This window comes from Jiangella rhizosphaerae (assembly GCF_003579925.1).
Lineage (GTDB): Bacteria > Actinomycetota > Actinomycetes > Jiangellales > Jiangellaceae > Jiangella > Jiangella rhizosphaerae.
In genome coordinates this window covers 13,733-28,227 of the sequence record NZ_QUAL01000434.1, presented here as the reverse complement: position 1 = coordinate 28,227, position 14,495 = coordinate 13,733, and the positions used below count along the sequence as shown (strand labels likewise).

The 14,495-nt window shown below is 67.9% G+C and carries 17 protein-coding genes; 6 read left to right on the top strand and 11 right to left on the bottom strand.

Annotated features, from left to right (window positions below; translation table 11 throughout):
• The 4 genes from DY240_RS32660 to DY240_RS29925 all read left to right on the top strand — a co-directional run.
• Positions 1-449, top strand: a 449-nt coding sequence (locus DY240_RS32660) for a hypothetical protein (protein ID WP_199702741.1), incomplete at its 5' end; no start/stop codon positions are given.
• Complete coding sequence (locus DY240_RS29935; RefSeq protein ID WP_147375589.1) at positions 443-1,402, top strand: LysR family transcriptional regulator; 960 nt, start codon at positions 443-445, stop codon at positions 1,400-1,402. The genes DY240_RS32660 and DY240_RS29935, both read left to right, overlap by 7 nt.
• Positions 1,399-2,343, top strand: a complete 945-nt coding sequence (locus DY240_RS29930) for an aldo/keto reductase (protein WP_119663298.1) — start codon at positions 1,399-1,401, stop codon at positions 2,341-2,343. Before DY240_RS29935 ends, DY240_RS29930 begins: the two co-directional genes overlap by 4 nt.
• A 43-nt stretch (positions 2,344-2,386) precedes the next feature.
• On the top strand, positions 2,387-3,256 hold the full coding sequence (locus DY240_RS29925; protein WP_119663297.1) for an alpha/beta fold hydrolase: 870 nt from the start codon (positions 2,387-2,389) through the stop codon (positions 3,254-3,256).
• A gap of 299 nt (positions 3,257-3,555) precedes the next feature.
• Here the strand turns inward: DY240_RS29925 and DY240_RS34265 are convergent, their stop codons facing one another.
• The 9 genes from DY240_RS34265 to DY240_RS29885 all read right to left on the bottom strand — a co-directional run bounded on the left by DY240_RS34265 (position 3,556) and on the right by DY240_RS29885 (position 9,375).
• Positions 3,556-3,840 (bottom strand): tyrosine-type recombinase/integrase, encoded by a 285-nt coding sequence (locus DY240_RS34265; RefSeq protein WP_158603060.1) that lies wholly within the window; start codon positions 3,838-3,840, stop codon positions 3,556-3,558.
• Between the two features lie 841 nt (positions 3,841-4,681).
• Complete coding sequence (locus tag DY240_RS29915) at positions 4,682-4,894, bottom strand: excisionase family DNA-binding protein (protein ID WP_119663295.1); 213 nt, start codon at positions 4,892-4,894, stop codon at positions 4,682-4,684.
• A 50-nt stretch (positions 4,895-4,944) separates the two neighbouring features.
• A complete protein-coding gene (locus DY240_RS29910) occupies positions 4,945-6,378 on the bottom strand; it encodes a replication initiator (protein ID WP_147375588.1) in 1,434 nt (477 codons plus the stop codon).
• Positions 6,375-7,859 carry an FtsK/SpoIIIE domain-containing protein gene (locus DY240_RS29905; RefSeq protein WP_119663293.1) on the bottom strand — a complete coding sequence of 495 codons (1,485 nt, stop codon included), beginning with the start codon at positions 7,857-7,859 and terminating at the stop codon, positions 6,375-6,377. The genes DY240_RS29910 and DY240_RS29905 overlap by 4 nt, the downstream gene beginning before the upstream one ends.
• 139 nt (positions 7,860-7,998) lie before the next feature.
• On the bottom strand, positions 7,999-8,193 hold the full coding sequence (locus DY240_RS29900) for a hypothetical protein (RefSeq protein ID WP_119663292.1): 195 nt from the start codon (positions 8,191-8,193) through the stop codon (positions 7,999-8,001).
• Entirely contained in the window at positions 8,190-8,354 is a 165-nt protein-coding gene (locus DY240_RS32650; protein ID WP_158603059.1) for a hypothetical protein, read from the bottom strand. Before DY240_RS32650 ends, DY240_RS29900 begins: the two co-directional genes overlap by 4 nt.
• A gap of 89 nt (positions 8,355-8,443) precedes the next feature.
• On the bottom strand, positions 8,444-8,686 hold the full coding sequence (locus tag DY240_RS29895; protein ID WP_119663291.1) for a hypothetical protein: 243 nt from the start codon (positions 8,684-8,686) through the stop codon (positions 8,444-8,446).
• On the bottom strand, positions 8,662-8,967 hold the full coding sequence (locus tag DY240_RS29890) for a hypothetical protein (protein WP_119663290.1): 306 nt from the start codon (positions 8,965-8,967) through the stop codon (positions 8,662-8,664). Before DY240_RS29890 ends, DY240_RS29895 begins: the two co-directional genes overlap by 25 nt.
• A gap of 3 nt (positions 8,968-8,970) precedes the next feature.
• Positions 8,971-9,375 (bottom strand): hypothetical protein, encoded by a 405-nt coding sequence (locus tag DY240_RS29885; RefSeq protein WP_147375587.1) that lies wholly within the window; start codon positions 9,373-9,375, stop codon positions 8,971-8,973.
• A gap of 130 nt (positions 9,376-9,505) precedes the next feature.
• Here DY240_RS29885 and DY240_RS29880 point away from each other — a divergent pair, with 130 nt between their 5' ends.
• Both DY240_RS29880 and DY240_RS29875 read left to right on the top strand, forming a co-directional pair.
• Complete coding sequence (locus tag DY240_RS29880; protein WP_119663288.1) at positions 9,506-10,348, top strand: GntR family transcriptional regulator; 843 nt, start codon at positions 9,506-9,508, stop codon at positions 10,346-10,348.
• On the top strand, positions 10,345-11,037 hold the full coding sequence (locus DY240_RS29875; RefSeq protein ID WP_119663287.1) for an HAD family hydrolase: 693 nt from the start codon (positions 10,345-10,347) through the stop codon (positions 11,035-11,037). Before DY240_RS29880 ends, DY240_RS29875 begins: the two co-directional genes overlap by 4 nt.
• A 189-nt stretch (positions 11,038-11,226) precedes the next feature.
• Here the strand turns inward: DY240_RS29875 and DY240_RS29865 are convergent, their stop codons facing one another.
• Positions 11,227-12,564: a hypothetical protein gene (locus tag DY240_RS29865; protein ID WP_147375586.1), complete on the bottom strand. Its 1,338-nt coding sequence runs from the start codon at positions 12,562-12,564 to the stop codon at positions 11,227-11,229.
• Between the two features lie 126 nt (positions 12,565-12,690).
• On the bottom strand, positions 12,691-14,337 hold the full coding sequence (locus DY240_RS29860) for a hypothetical protein (protein ID WP_147375585.1): 1,647 nt from the start codon (positions 14,335-14,337) through the stop codon (positions 12,691-12,693).
• Between the last annotated feature and the right edge of the window lie 158 nt (positions 14,338-14,495).

Here is a 14,495-nt window from a genome sequence, read left to right as displayed (position 1 = left end):
GGCCGGGCCCGGCCGCGGAGGAGCTGACGGAGCTGCTGCGGCTGCGCGACGACGTCGGCGCCGAACTGGCCGCCGTCGCCGCCGGTCCGGCGCGGGCGGCCGGCCTGCCGGTCCTGGTCCACGCGGGGGTGTCGCCGCGAACGGTCGGGTCGCGGTCGCCGCTGACCCCGGCTCTCGCGCGGCTGGCCGACGCCGTCGTCGTCAGCACCGATGCCCGGCCGGAGGACGCCGCCGCGCGGGACCTCGCGGGCGCGGTCGCCGCGGCGGGCGACGAGTGCGCGGTGCTGGCCAGCGTGCGGGCGTTCCCGCCGGACGTGCGCTCGCGCGACGAGCTGACCCGGCGGTTGCGGGACGCCGCGGCCACAGGCGCGACCGGGGCGCGGGTGCACACCTTCGGGCTGATCCCGGACGAGCGGCTCGAGTGGATCGGCTCGGTGGCCGCATGGTGATGGCTAGGATCGTCGGCGTGCCCGGCGAGGCGTGGAACGGTCGGGTGGAGCTGCGCCAGCTCCGCTACTTCGTCGCGGTCGCCGAGGAGCTGCACTTCGGCCGGGCCGCGGCGCGCCTCCAGCTGGCCCAGCCGGCGCTCAGCCAGTCGATCATCTCCTTGGAGCGGGCCATCGGCGTCCAGCTGCTGCGCCGCACCACCCGCACCGTCGAGCTGACCGCCGCGGGCCGCGTCTTCCTCGACGAGTGCCGGCGGGCGCTGCTGCAGGTGGGCGTGGCGGTGCAGAGCGCACAACGGGCGGAGCGCGGCGAGGCGGGGCTGCTGCGCATCGGCTACGTCGTGTCGGCCAGCTACGAGATCCTGCCGCCGATCCTGGTCGCCTACCGCCGCCGGCACCCGGCCGTCGGGCTGCAGCTGATGAGCCGCAGCGCGACCGAGCAGGTGGCGATGGTGCTCGACGAGGCCCTGTCGGTCGGCTTCGTCCGCGAGTTCCAGGGCAACGACGAGCTGGACAGCGAGCTGCTGGTCGACGAGCCGCTGGTCGCCGTCCTGCCGGTCGACCATCCGGCGGCGGGACGGCAGAAGGCGCGGCTCTCCTCGCTGGCCGACGACGCGCTGCTGATGTTCGACCGCGACCGCGCGCCCGGCATGTACGACAAGGTGGTCTCCAGCTGCCTGGACGCCGGGTTCACGCCGCACATCGTCCAGCAGTCGTCCGACGTGCAGAGCGTGCTCGGCCTGGTGGCCGGCGGCATGGGCGTCACCGTCGTGCCGGCCTCGTTCCGGCACCTGTCCATCGACGGCCTCGTCTACCGGCCGCTGGCCGACGTCGGCACCCGCATCGGGCTGTACGCCGTCTGGCGCAAGGACGGCCGCACCAGCGTGCTCGACGGCTTCCTCGAGGTCGCGCGGGAGCACGCGGGCGCCGTCCGCGGCCGGTCCGCGAAGCGGTGAGCCGGCGGGTCCCGGGGCCGCTGGGATTCGGCGCGGCCTCGATCGGCAACCTGAGCGGCCCGGTCTCCGACGAGAACGCGGCGGCGACCGTGGCGGCGGCGTGGGACGCCGGCGTGCGGTACTTCGACACCGCGCCGCACTACGGCCTCGGCCTGTCCGAGCGCCGGCTGGGCGCCGCGCTGCGCGCGTACCCGCGCGATTCCTACGTGGTCTCCACCAAGGCCGGCCGGCTGCTGCGGCCGGTGGCGGGCGAGGTCGTGGGCCGGGACCCGGGCTTCCACGTCCCGGCGACGCACGAGCGCGTCTGGGACCTCTCCCGCGACGGCATCCGCCGCAGCCTCGACGAGAGCCTGACCCGCCTCGGCCTCGACCGCGTCGACGTCCTCTACCTGCACGACCCCGAGCAGCGGCTGGACGAAGCTCGCTCTACGGCCGTCCCCGCGCTGGCCGAGCTCCGCGACGAGGGCGTGGTGCGCGCCGTCGGCGCCGGGTCGATGGACGTGGCCGCGCTGGAGACGCTGGTGGCGACGGGCGCGTTGGACGTCGTGATGGTCGCGGGCGGGTACTCCCTGCTCGCCCGGCCGGCGGCGGAGTCGTTGCTCCCGCTGTGCTCCCGGCTGGGCGTCGATGTGGTGGCGGCCAGCGTCTTTGGCTCCGGCCTGCTGGCGTCGTCGGCTCCGTCGGCGGCGGCGACCTATCGGTACCGGCCGGCTCCGCCGTCCGTCGTCGCGCGGGCGCGCTCGCTCGCCGAGGTGTGCGCGCGGCACGGGGTGCCGCTGCCCACGGCGGCGCTGCGGTTCGTGCTGCGCCACCCCGCCGTCCGGTGCGCGGTGGTCGGCATGCAGTCGCCGGCGGAGGCCTGGGCCAACGCGCGCGCCGTGACCTCGCCGGTGCCCGAGGCGCTGTGGTCCGACCTGCGCGCGGTGGACGTCGACGTCTGAGGCCCGGCCGTTTGCCGGGCAGCGTGGTGGCTATGTATCGGCCATGTTCGACGGCTTCCGGCTGGAGCGGGTGCGCACGAGCGAGGTGGAGCTGCGCGTCCGTCACGGCGGCAGTGGCCCTCCGGTGCTCCTGCTGCACGGTCATCCGCGCACGCACACGACGTGGCATCGGGTCGCCCCGCTGCTCGCCGAGCGGCACACCGTCGTCTGTCCGGACCTGCGCGGCTACGGCGAGTCCACGGCCCCGCCGTCGGCGCCGGACCACGCGCAGCAGTCGAAGCGCGCCATGGCCGCCGACGGCGTCGAGCTCATGCGGGCGCTCGGGCACGACCGCTTCGCCGTCGTGGGCCACGACCGCGGCAGCTATGTCGCCTACCGGCTCGCGCTGGACCACCCGGACGCCGTCGCGGCGCTGGCTGTGCTCGACTGCGTGCCCATCGGCGAGGCGCTGGCGCGCTGCGACGCGCGGTTCGCCCAGGCCTGGTACCACTGGTTCTTCTTCGCCCAGCCGGAGCGTCCGGAACGGGTGATCTGCGCCGACCCCGACGCCTGGTACGACGTCGGCCACGGGAGGCCCAACTCGCTGGAGCGGATGGGCCCGGCCAACTTCGCCGACTTCTACCGCGCCATCCACGACCGCACGACGGTCCACGCCATGCTCGAGGACTACCGCGCCGGCCTCACCGTCGACCGCGCCGCCGACGATGCCGATCGCGCGGCCGGCCGGCGCATCACCTGCCCGGTCCTCGTCCTCTGGTCCTCACGCGACGACATGCCCAGCCTCTACGGCGACGCCCTCTCCGTCTGGCGCCCCTGGGCCGACGACGTCCGGGCCGCCACCATCGACTCCGGCCACCACGTGGCCGAGGAGGCGCCGGAGGAGCTGGCCCGCGCCCTGCTCGACTTCCTGTGACGGCCTATGGCCGGGATGGGCGGCCTGCACGTGCAGTACGCGCTCAACGATGGCGGGCGGTTTGGTGGCGCTATGGCCCCACCGAATCACCCGCCATCGACAATCTCCCGCACGACGTGTGGCGACGAAACCCGGTCACACACCGTGCCGCACGGTCGACCGGGAGCGGGCATTCGCGCTGGTGAAGGGGTGGACAGGGGCGGGTTCGATCCGCCGACCTTCCGCTTTCAGGCGCAAGCAAAGCCGCAGGTAGGCGGCCATGATCACGGTGGCCGTGCCCCACGCGTGCCCCATGTCCGTCACCCCTCCCTGGTCCTCGTCGGCGTGATTTGAGCACTGTTGGCGCGGTGCGCCAGCTCGCTCAGCGCCTTTGCGACCTCGGCGTCCCGGCCGTCCAAGGCGTGAAGGTACCGGTTGGCCGCCGCCGTTGAGGAGTGCCCGAGCCGCTTCTTGAGGTCCGCGAGCGTGGCGCCGGCGGCCGCCGCGAGACTTTGCCCGGTGTGCCGCAGGTCGTGGAACGCGATATCGACGCCGACCTTGGTCCGCGCTCGCACGAACGCCTGGTAGACGGCGTTGCCCCGCATCTGCTTGCCGTCGCGGCCGACGAAGAACCACTCGGAGCCGGCCCACGTTCGGCGTGCTGGACCAGGAAGGTCAGCACGTGCGGCGGCACTGAGATCTCTCGCTTCCCTGCTGGCGTCTTGGGCTCCTTGTTGTACCGCACCGGCGACTCCAGCAGCTCGACGTGGTTCTCGCGCACCCACACCGTGCCCTTGGTCAGGTTCACGTCCTCGCGCCGCATCGCGCAGACCTCGCCCCGACGCAGCGCGCACCAGGCGGCCAGCACGACGGCGGCACGGTAGCGCTCCGAGCTGATGGTCGTGATCAGCTCGGCCACCTGATCAGGTGTGGCGATCTTGCGTTCAGGGGACTTGACCGAGCCGGCGCCGGGGATCATGCACGGGTTGCGGGTGATCGCGTCGTCCCGGACGGCAGCGTTCAAGACCGCCCGGAGGAACCGGTAGGACTGCGCGATGGAGGTCTTACCGCCGGTGCCTCTGATGGCGTTGGAGTACCAGGACCGCACGACCGGCGGTGTGATCGCGACCAACGGCACATCCAACAACGTGACCATGTGGAGGCGCATGTTCCGTCGGCACGTCTCGGCCCAGCGCTGCCCCACGTCCGGGTTGTCGGTGAGGTAGGCCTCGGCGTACTCCTGGAACGTCCGCCGTCCCAGCTGCTCGTCGAGCCAGGTACCGCGGCTGATGTCGGCCCTGACCCGCGCCAACCAGCGGTCGGCGTCGGTCTTGGTGCCGAACGTGTTGGGCGCGTTCTGCCGGCGGCCGTTGGGGCCGATGAACGAGGCCTGGAAACGGCCGGACGGGAGCTTGCGCACCTTGCCGAACGGGCGCCGGCCGGCCATCAGCTCACCGCCCGGCCGGCGTGCCAACGGACTTCGGTCGGCTCCACGGTGCCAGCAGCGATGAACGCGGCGAGTGCGGACAAGGGGATGCGGACATGGTGGGCGCCGACCTTGACGAAGCGGATGCGCCGTTCGGCGATCAGCCGCCGGGGGAACCGTGATGTGGTGCCGAGAACCTCGGCGGCCTCATCGACGGTCAACAGCCGATCCATGAGTGTGTCCTTCCGTGAGACTGCGGATCTTCTTGCCTGGGGTGGTGGCTCTAGCTCATGCCCGGCGAGGCCTCGTCGCCGCGGCGGATGCGGGCGAGGTTGGCTGAGCGGGTGGCGTTGGCGGCGGCCGCGGTGTCGAGATAGCCGCGCCCGGCGTAGCGCCAGCTGCCGACGACAACGGTTGTCGCCGTGGTGTCGTCGTCGGCCTGGTCGAGGTCGAGCACGTCTCGCACCTCGGAGTCGGCGGGGAGCTGTGCACGGCGCTGCCGCCACTGCCGGCGAGCCGTACGGAGAGCGCCGAACGTCACGCTGTAGGCGCGGCTCTTCGTGATCGGGTGTCCGCGGTAGCCGAGCGTGGCGTAGCGGTCCTTCAAGCGCTCGTAATCGTCGTGGACGGGCACGAGCTGCTGTGCGGCCTTGATGAGCCGGACGGCGTGCGGGGTCGCGCCGTGTTTGGCGGCGTGTCCGGCGCTGTAGAGCTTCCCGGCGACGGGGAGCCCGAAGTCCTCGGTCGACTTGGTCAGGTACTTGGCGAGGTACGCGGCGACCTGGTGCGGGTGCGCTGGCCCGCCGGGGTTGTCGCGGCCGGCGCCGGGGGTGATGGTGCGCAGGTCGAGCTGCTTCCCCCACCGCAGCCTGAGCGTCTGGCCGCCAGAGATCGGGACGTCCTTGTGCGCGTGGGTGGCGGCGTGCCGTACCGCGTCCTCGAGGTCGGTCACTGTGAGGCCGAGCCCAGGCGGGGTGGTGGGGCCGTCGGGTCCGTCGAGGCGGATGACGACGTGGAAGTGCACGACGCCGCGGGCCTGGAACTCGGTCACCTTGGTGTAGGAGACCTTGGCCGTCTTCGTGAAGGCCTCCATCGACACGCCAGCGACACGGGCGAGGCGGCGGCGCAGCGCGATGGTGAAGTACCGCCACAGCTGCGGCGCCCACCACTGCCACGCGGCGTGGGCGGTGTAGTCGTAGCACTCGAAGCACAGCGGCTGACCGACCTGCGGGTCGTCGGCGTCGTGCCGGCGCACACAGCTCATGGGCCGGCCGTGTGGGCAGCGCGGCTTGTCCCGCCTGGCCCGGCACGGCGATGTCTTGCCGTTGGTGGGTCGGATGTGGCGGTGCACGGCGCCGAACGACGGCGCGGTGAAGGTGGCGAACGTCGCCGGATGCCCGGCCACCGTCTCCGGGATCGTCTTGCCGCCGGCCAGGCCGCAGGACAGCAGGTGCCATGCGTCGCCCTTGTACTCCCGCGAGCAGGACGGGCAGACCGCGGCGCGGCGGTTGCCGCAACGGACGTAGGTGTGCCCGTCCGGTTCGTCGTCGGAGGAGTAGGTGCGCACGACCTCACCCGTCCCGGCATGGACGGTGGTCGACGAGCCGGTCAGCCGGATCGGGTTGACGCACCCACGGGCCTGCTCGCCGGCTCTGCTGCGGGAGAGCGACGCGAGCTGGAACACCAGCTCCCTGTGTCCGAGCTCGGGCACGCTCACGCGACTTCTCCGGTCGTGTCGTCGTCCTGGTCGTCGGTGTCTGTGACGACGGTGAAGCCGTGGCGTGGTGGTGCCGGCGGCGGGGCGGGGTAGTCGCGGGCCGTGGCGCGGATGTCGTCGTCGGTGACCCAGGTGAACCGGATCCGGACCGGGGTGGGGTCGCCGTCGACGAGCACGTAGCCGGTGCCGGGCAGGGACTCGGGGATCGCTTCGGCGTGGGCGCCGTGTTCCCAGGCATCCTTGCCGAGCACCATCTCGACCTCGGACGCGGTGTCGAGCCGCAGGGCGATCTTGGCGGGGAACAGGTTGTGGGCGTCGACCACCGACTTGCGAGGGTCCTGGACGACGAACGCGAGCACGGAGATGCCAGCGGCGCGTCCTTGGGAGAGGATGACCTTGAGGGCCTTGTTGAACTGGTGCTTGAGCTTGATGTCGTCCTGGTAGTCGGTCAGGTAGGCCAGCTCGTCGATGATCAGCACGACGAACGGCTCATCCGCGGTCGGAACGTGTTTGCGGGAGTGGCCGCGCAGCCGCTTGGAGCGTGCCCGGACCAGGTCGGCGGCCTCGGTGACGAGCTGGACCATGTCGCCGGGCTCGTCGTCGGCGGTGAACCGGGAGAACAGCGCACGGCCCATCGCCAGCTCGATCCCGCCCTTCGGGTCCGCGCCCCACAGCTCAACGACGCCGGACGGGACGGCCGGGGCGAGCGCTCGGACGGTCGACCAGAGCGCGGAGCCCTTCCCGGACCCGGTCGCGCCGGCGGTCAGCACGTGGCTGTAGAGCAGCCGCAGCCGGTACGGGCTGCCGTCCTCGGTGAACCCGACCGGTAGCGCCTCGAAGTCGACGTCCTGCGCATCCAGCGTCATCGCCGGGATCGGGTCGGTGAGCATGTCGCCGGTGCTGAACAGCAGCGTGACCGTGCCGGGCTGGTCGGATCGCACTCGGACCTGTGAGGCGCCGAACGCGTGCGCCAGGGCGTCGGCGCGGTCGGCATAGTCGGCGGGGGACTGGCCGGCCAACAGCCGCACGTGCAGCGCGTCGGCGGCTGGGTAGGCGGTCACGCCGATCAGCTCGGGCGCGACCTGGCGGCCGAACGCGCCGGGGATCGAGAGCCCGCACGCGGCGGCGATGGTGGGCCAGTGCTTGCGGTAGATCCGCCGGTACCGCCACCGTCCCCGCACATACGCGGCGACCTGCTCCGCGGAGTCAGGGTGTGCGAGTCGCCACATCACCCACGTGATGAGCGGGAGCACGAGGAGTAGGACCAGGCCGCCCGTGCCGAGGATCGAGTAGGCGAGCAGCAGCAGGGCGCCGGCGGCGAACACCTGGGGGAGCTTGCGCAGCATTATCAGCGGCGTAAGGGTCACCCAGCCCAGGCCGCGGAGCAGCCGGCGGATCAGCGAGTCGTGGTCCAACAGGTTCTGCACGAAGGTCGCGAAGGTATTGATGGTCTTCGGGGTTAGTACGGGTCGCGGAGTCATCGGAGCAGTCCTCCGGGGGCTGTCAGGGCCGCCCGCCGGGCGTGGGCGGCGGCGTGGCAGGAGTCGCAGACGGTGTCGCCGGTGCCGGGGTGGAACCACGCCTCGACGGCGTCCACCGGGCGGCCGCAGTCGGAGCAGGTCATTGGACCGCCGACTTCCGGAGCCGGCGACGCGTCGACTTCTTCGGCTTGGCCGGCGGCGTCGGCGTGCAGGCGTCGCAGACCGTGTCGGGCTGGGACGAGCTGGTGCGGCCGCAGGCAGGGCAGAGGAACGAGTACGCGGCCTCGCTGGTGCGGAACGGCAGCACGCCGAACAAGACCGGCTGCCCGTTCACGGCCGATCACCGCAGCGGGTCACAGACGTGGTCTCGGCCGTGTCGGACCGTTCGGCCTGGACCTCGTCGGCGCTGACCATGAGCAGGACGACGGTCAGCAGCTGCGCGGCAACGACGCTGAGTGCGGCGAGCGGTAGTCGCCAGGTCGTAGGCTTGCACACACCAATCCCCTCCATTCGGGGGTGTTGATTGGGGCCACCGGGGACGGGGGTTGGTTTTCCTAGGCCTGTCACCCGTCCCCGGTGGGGTCTCATCGCGAGACGGCGCGAACCTCGCCGTTCGTCGCGTCACTCACCAGGGCGAGCCGGGTCACCAGGGCGTCATCACACGTCGCCGGGTATAGCGACGCGGCGAGCTGGGCGTGCACGACGGCCAGCCAGTCCGCGAGGACGGCGGCGCCGCGCTGGTCGAACGACACATCCAACAGCGACCAGGCTGCGCGACCGCCGAGCGTGGCGAGCAGGCGGATCAGGTTCTTCTCGCCGCTGGACATGACCCCGAACGCCCGCACCTCCGGGAGGCCTGCGGACCCTGTGCGTGCCACTCCCAGAACGCCGCGTCGTCGTCCGGGGCCGGGTGCCGGCGCTCGTACTCCACCCACGCGGCACCATCGCCGTCGCTCTCGTTCACGGCGCGGGTGAGGACGTCCAGCCAGTCCTCACGTCGGTCGATGGGGCCGGCGATCCGCTCGGCCAGCTGTCGCACCCACGGATGCCGGGCCGCGAGCCAGTCGGCGGCCGCGTACGGGTCGGCGGGAACCTCGATGACTGTCATGGGTCAGGCCGCCTTGTCGCCGCTGCCGGACGTCGTCTTGGCGGCGTCCTTGCGTGGCGTGTGCGAGGCGATCCCGCCGGCCCGCCACGACTCGACCAGCTGGCCGGCCTTCGTCGCCCGCGCCGACGCGGTCAGGTCGCCGAACTCGATCGGGGTGAAGTCCGCGATCTCGGGCTTCAGCGGCGCCGGCACGACTACCTGCGCGCGAGCCGACAGCTCGTTCCCGAATGACACTGTTCGGTAGATGACCTCGACACCCCACAAAGGCATCCGCGTGTCCTCGTCGAGGGCCTGACGCTCGGACTGCCGACGCGATCCGTCCGGGGCGTCCTCCCACTCGTGTACCGCGTTGACGACCCCGGTTGCCGTCATCATCTGCCGCTTGCTGTCCACTGCATAGGTCGCCATGACCTCGGCCCTCGCTGGGCTCTCGGTGCGCCGCTCTTCACGACGCATCAACATGGCCAGGCTAACTAGGCAGGTTAGGCAAGTCAAGGAATTTGTCTAGGTTGGCTGGCTTACCGATATCCTGAAAGGCATGGCACTTGACCCGGACGACCCGCGCCCGCCCTACATCCAGGTCGCGAACGCCCTGCGTGCGGCGATCTTGACCCGCAAGTACGCGCCCGGCGAGAAGCTGCCGTCCGGGAGCAAGCTGGCCGAAACCTACGGTGTGGCCCGCCAGACCGTGCAGAACGCGTTGGATATCCTCCGCGACGAGAAGCTGATCGTTTCCCGGCAGGGGAGCGGTGTGTTCGTGCGCGAGCGCACCGAAAGGCCGGTCGGCCTGCGCCCGCACCTGGAGCAGGCCTTCGAGGGCGGCACTGTCCGGGTCGACTTCGCCGGCTACACCGGCGAGACGCTGCACGGTGCGATGCAGGAGCCGTTGGACAACATCAGGTCCGGCCGGCTGACACCGCAGGAGATCAGCATCCGGATCCTCGTAGCCGACACCTCGATTCCGTGGACGTTGCCCCGTCGCGTCGACGAACCGGGCGACTACCCGCCGATCCGCGAGCGCATGGCCGACATCGCTGTCCGGCACATCGAGTCGCTTCGACACTCGGTGAACGAGCTGGCGGAGATCGGCTTGGTGAAGAAGGCCAGCGTCGAGATGCGGGTGCACGGCACGCCGCCGATGTTCAAGCTCTACATCATCAACGACGCCCAGGTGTTCTTCGGCTTCTACCCCGTCTACGAGCACCAGGTCAGCCTTGGCGACGAGCCGACCAGCATCCTGGACCTCGGCGGCAAGGACACCATCCTGTTCCACCACGCCGCCACTGAGGACGACGAGTCCATGGGATCCCAGTACGTCGCCCAGGCCCGGCGCTGGTTCGACAGCATCTGGACCACCGTCGGCCGTGAGAACACCCAATGACCGCCAGCACCAGCGAGCAGCTCGGCAAGCTCCTGTCTGGTGTCGAACTGCTGATGCTTGACTTCGACGGCCCAGTCTGCAGCGTGTTCGCCGGCCTTCCTGCGTCGGACGTGGCTGTCCACTTGCGAGCTGTGCTGAGGCATGTTGGCGTCTCTACCACCGTAGCGATGGAGCAAGACGACGACCCGCTTTCGATCTATCGCCGGAGTGAGGCCTACGGCGAGATGGTCACACTGCGGATATACGACGACTTGGTCGCGGCGGAGGTCCGTGCGATCGCCTCGGCCAAGCCGACTCCCGGCGCCCTCGAAGTGGTCGAGGTGGCCCGCGCGACAGGAAGACAGGTTGCCATCGTGAGCAACAACGCGGCAGCTGCGGTTGAGGCATACATCAAGCGGCACACTCTGACGAAGGCCATCGACTACGTGGCGGCGCGCCGCACTCCCCAGCCGGCGCTTATGAAGCCCAATGCAGCTTACTTGGTGGAAGCCGCGCATGCCCTCGGCGTACCGGCGAGTCAGTGTGTCCTCGTTGGGGACTCGACCACAGACATAGAAGCAGCCCGGCACGCTCGTATGAGCGCCATCGGCTACGCCAACAAGCCCGGCAAGGCAGCCCGACTGATCGAGGCGGGCGCAGACGGGCTCATCGAACAAATGATCGATCTGGCAGACGCCCTGCGTCGATGATCCGCTCCTTGACGCTACATCGGGCTCGTCTGCGCGTGCTCAAAGGCCGAGGCCCACGACGATGTCTCCACCGGAACGTCCTCCGGGATCGGATCGAGGGGCCGTTCATCGCCCAGGTGTGCGACTTCGCCGGGGAGGTACAACCTCACATACTCCTCGTACGACTCGACCCTTCGTGTGCTCGCCAGGTCAGCCATCCTGGTTCACCGCCTCGGTCTTCGGGCTCCGCCCCGCGTGGAGAGCTGCCCACGTGGGGTTTAACGTGCGATCGAAGTAGTGCTTCCGCTTCAACCATACAAAACCGTCTCCACGTGACACCACAGCAACGTCCACCGCGCCGCCCACAGTCTGTGCATCACGAAGCGAGACGCGTCGCTTGAGCGTCGTCAGGTTGACCAGACTCTCCGCCATAGCACCCATCTCGTCCTTTGGAAGATGTGCCAAGCTTTGGAGAAGCTCGCCCTTTACCTCCCGGTTTTCGAACCCTTGCATATGAGACAGGAAGTCTGAAAAGCCCTGCGAGGTCAGGCTTCCGAGCGCCGCGCCTAATTGCTTTGCCTCACTATCCTCCAGTTGAGGAAGTACGCGAGACACCATCTCTTCGGCACGACTCTCGGCCTTAGACAGCCATTCTTCCCAGAAGTGAATCATCTCGCCGCGCACTCGATCCTGTATGCCCACTGTGAATGAGCGAACCATATCACCCTGTGCAAAAGAGTCCACGTACGCGGGACGTGTAAAGTCGATGTCCTCGCGGGCACCATCCTTCGCCATCAGCACGTCATTGATCAATCCCTTTACGCGAAACTCCCGGAGCTTCGGATAGAACTCGTCCTGCCCAAATCCAGCGATGACGACGCCCGAATAGTTCGTATCGCCATCGTCATATCTCAAGAAGCGGCGCAGCAACGCAAGCTTGAGGGCGGTTCGAGTGCCGTCCGACATTGGAAGCTTCTGGAACACAGCATTGATGGCGCTGTCGATCGTAGAGCCATGCTGTTGACGTAGTCGTCGCTCGTTAAGCTGATCCGCCCATGGTCCTGGCGCCCACTCGTCGACCTGAGCCTTGAACGCGTCGATCTGTGCTTTGACGATGCGTCGTATTCGACCCTCAGTCAGATCGGTGCGACGTGCAAATCCACCACGAATGACAAAGTCGATCCTGCTCCGCAGCTCAGTCGATGTGCGCAAGCAGTTGAGAAGGAATGCGCTTCCCTGTTGATCCTCCGAAAACAGCTTACGCTGACCGGCCATGTAGTCAAGTAGGTCGTTGACGTATTCGTCGAGCGTGCCGAACTGCATATGGCAGCGGTCTTCGCGGTACGTCTTAATGACGGTTTCCCAGGGGCGATGGGCGATATCTGACGCATTATATATCATGACGCCAACTGGGCGACCTTTTATCAGCTCAAAGAGCTTATTGACACTGTCGTAAACCTTCAAACCCTGCTCTGTTGCGATCGTGGACGCGCTGTCCGCCGCAAGCGCCACAGCGGACCTGTTCATGACAGCAACCTCGGTCGTCACCGATGCACCCCCCAAGGCGTGGTAGCCAGCGTGGATGATAATGGCACAGCCCCCGGACGTTTGAAGGAGGCGATCGCGTGCGCTGCGGCATGGGCGGTGCGCAGCCGGGCGGAGGGCCGGCCTTCACTACTCCTCCGTGCGCGTCTCGGTACCTGTTGTCCCGTCTGACTCGCCTTGAGGCGGGGCGAAGGCGGTCAGGCCTTGCAGCATGGCTACACCGGACTCCAGCAGGGACCGGATGGCGCTCCGTCCGCGCAGATCTCCGAGGTTCTTGCTCAGGGTCTGCTCATAGTCCCTGCCCTTGAGGTGTGCCGCGAGTTTCGAACGTAGCTCCTGGACACTACGTAGGTAGCTGATGTCGCGGTCTGCATGCGGATACCCAAGCGATCCGAGGTAGCGCTCCAGCTTCGAGATGCCCCTCTCGTCCTTAACCTTCGACTCCAGATTTTTCTGAAGGGCCTTCTCATTGATCGCATCAACGAGAAGTTTGGCGAGGATGCCAATAGCGTTCTCAAACTCGCTCTGCGATTCGTTGAGCGGCAATCGAAGCTGCTGGAGTAAGTAGGCGTCGCCTTCCTTTGGCTCCCTATACAGCGGCCAACCGAAGGCGTCTGCCCAGGTGCGGTTTGCCAGCACATATTGCTCGCGAAACCGAAGATCAATAGCTGCTGAGTCCGCGAACTGCGCCAGGAACGAGCGACGGAAATTCGATTCGCTCATCGGTGCGTCCGGCACGATCATGAATCCGCGCCAGTAGTCTCGTTCACTCGATGGCAAGTCTCGACCGAGGTCGCCAAGAAAGACCACAACTCGGTCATCGTGATCGTTATCTATGTGCAGACCCCAAAGGCCCGCACAGCTTAGGTAGCCATCTCGAACCTCGTAAAGTTCGGGATGGCTGTAATACTTCTGCAGGACTTCCTTGCGAAAGTGCACGGCGGTCAAATAGTGGGGTGCTTCCGAATTCTTGCCGAAGTAGTCCGCGAGCAGATCTGGGTTACATGTGTAATAGATGGGAGTGCCAGATTCATCCTCGCCGATGATGAATTCTGGGAAGTTGTCATCCTGTGATTCGTACGGCCAGATCCCACAAGTTTCTATTGCCCCCGGGGCTACGACCTTAACGCCCAGGAGCCTGCTAAATACCTGCCCATTGATGTGGCGGTCAGAAACGTATGTTCGCTGAACCAGCTCAGTGTCCGTTCGATGGGTCGCTTGCCGAGGTAAGTCCTCAGCTTCGTCAGCAAATACGACTGAATCGATGAAGAGTAGCAGGTCCATCTGTCGCGCAGCGATATACTGCCTTAGCAACGGTGTTCGGATCCGAACCTTCTGGTTCTCAATAACCTCGACCACAACGTGTTGCGTGCCATCATTGTTAATCTTATAGTAGAAGTCAGACGCAGTGTCGTGGCGCAGATTATGAAACAAGCGGAACTGCTGGTCGAGTTCGATCGCCTTCGGGCCGGCCCCATGATAATCGCGCACGAGCACCAATGGTTCGACCCCCTCATTGTGATACGAGAACGAGTGATAGGTCGTCACCCATTCGTCACCCTCCCAGTGTTGACTGAAGCCGGGCGCGCCGTCCGTCACGCGCAGGTCCCACCCCGGATCGCTAAGGGCCTTTTCGCGGCGTGCTGGATTCGAAAGTGCACAGTAGATGCCGAAATTGCGTTCGCCAGCACCATGCTGTGACTCGTACACGACCGTCCACGGGCCGGTGGCCTGGCCGACGAAGGCTTCGAGTTCGCGCTCTTGAGACAGAGTCATACTGGCAGGCTAGACGGACGCTCGGACACTACCCGCGGTCTGGCGCCCGCGTACCGGTTTGTCTGGGCGTTGTGAGGACCTCAAACGCTCGCGACCGGCTGGCGCAGCTGGCCGGCGATAACGGTGAGGTGCCTCGCCCAGGTTTGAGTCCGGCCCTC

Excerpts from the sequence above, each read along its gene's own strand:
- DY240_RS29935 (WP_147375589.1), top strand. The coding sequence starts at position 443 with ATGGTGATGGCTAGGATCGTCGGCGTGCCCGGCGAGGCGTGGAACGGT.
- DY240_RS29925 (WP_119663297.1), top strand. The coding sequence starts at position 2,387 with ATGTTCGACGGCTTCCGGCTGGAGCGGGTGCGCACGAGCGAGGTGGAG.
- DY240_RS34265 (WP_158603060.1), bottom strand. The coding sequence starts at position 3,840 with ATGCGGGGCAACGCCGTCTACCAGGCGTTCGTGCGAGCGCGGACCAAG.
- DY240_RS29915 (WP_119663295.1), bottom strand. The coding sequence starts at position 4,894 with ATGGATCGGCTGTTGACCGTCGATGAGGCCGCCGAGGTTCTCGGCACC.
- DY240_RS29905 (WP_119663293.1), bottom strand. The coding sequence starts at position 7,859 with ATGACTCCGCGACCCGTACTAACCCCGAAGACCATCAATACCTTCGCG.
- DY240_RS29895 (WP_119663291.1), bottom strand. The coding sequence starts at position 8,686 with ATGTCCAGCGGCGAGAAGAACCTGATCCGCCTGCTCGCCACGCTCGGC.
- DY240_RS29890 (WP_119663290.1), bottom strand. The coding sequence starts at position 8,967 with ATGACAGTCATCGAGGTTCCCGCCGACCCGTACGCGGCCGCCGACTGG.
- DY240_RS29885 (WP_147375587.1), bottom strand. The coding sequence starts at position 9,375 with ATGGCGACCTATGCAGTGGACAGCAAGCGGCAGATGATGACGGCAACC.
- DY240_RS29880 (WP_119663288.1), top strand. The coding sequence starts at position 9,506 with ATGGCACTTGACCCGGACGACCCGCGCCCGCCCTACATCCAGGTCGCG.
- DY240_RS29875 (WP_119663287.1), top strand. The coding sequence starts at position 10,345 with ATGACCGCCAGCACCAGCGAGCAGCTCGGCAAGCTCCTGTCTGGTGTC.
- DY240_RS29860 (WP_147375585.1), bottom strand. The coding sequence starts at position 14,337 with ATGACTCTGTCTCAAGAGCGCGAACTCGAAGCCTTCGTCGGCCAGGCC.